Consider the following 663-nt stretch of genomic DNA (forward strand, 5'->3'; position numbering starts at 1 on the left):
GAAAAAGCAGGAACTGCAACTACAGGCTCAGGCTGCTCTGGAATGATGACATCCGCGGCCTGGGCTATAGAAATTGAAATTAACGAAAAAATAGATGTTGTGATTAAATATTTTGTAGCCATAATTGCTCCCCTAGAAACTTATATTACAAACATGGTTTCATATTTTTTCCAAAAAATCTATAGTAAAAATGATACAGTTATAAGGAAAATAACCTCCTCATTGGAAAATGCAAACACATTTTAACCAATGATGTTATAGAAATTATTTGAATCTTTATTAGGCAAATTTATTAGCTTTCATGCGCTTCATATCTTTCACCATTGCGGAACACTACATAAATAACCATCATATCAATTTCTTGAAAAAAATGAAGTTGGTGAACGGAACTGATAAAATTTCTTACCCCACTTTGCTCAATATACTTCCGTTATTGATATGGTAAAAAATACAGAGTTATAACCTTTTTAATATTTTGTCTCAATTTATGCAATAAAAACGCCAATGCTCATGTTTTTCTGAAAGAACTCCTAGCATTTTTAAGTGCGTAAAGGTGTCTTACTTGATAGGGGTTTATCAACATGCAATGTAATATTATTAATACGTATTAGCCCCAAAAAGATGATAAATAATATCATCATTAAAAGGTATAAAAAAGCGCAT

Annotated in this window: 1 pseudogene; it reads right to left on the reverse strand. The window is 30.9% G+C overall.

Annotated elements, in window-relative coordinates:
* Positions 1–122: pseudogene (locus ACFIK8_RS11810) on the reverse strand (hemin-binding protein E); the annotation flags it as partial.
* Positions 123–663 lie beyond the last annotated feature (541 nt).

The sequence above is a fragment of the Bartonella sp. MR168JLCBS genome (assembly GCF_042194175.1).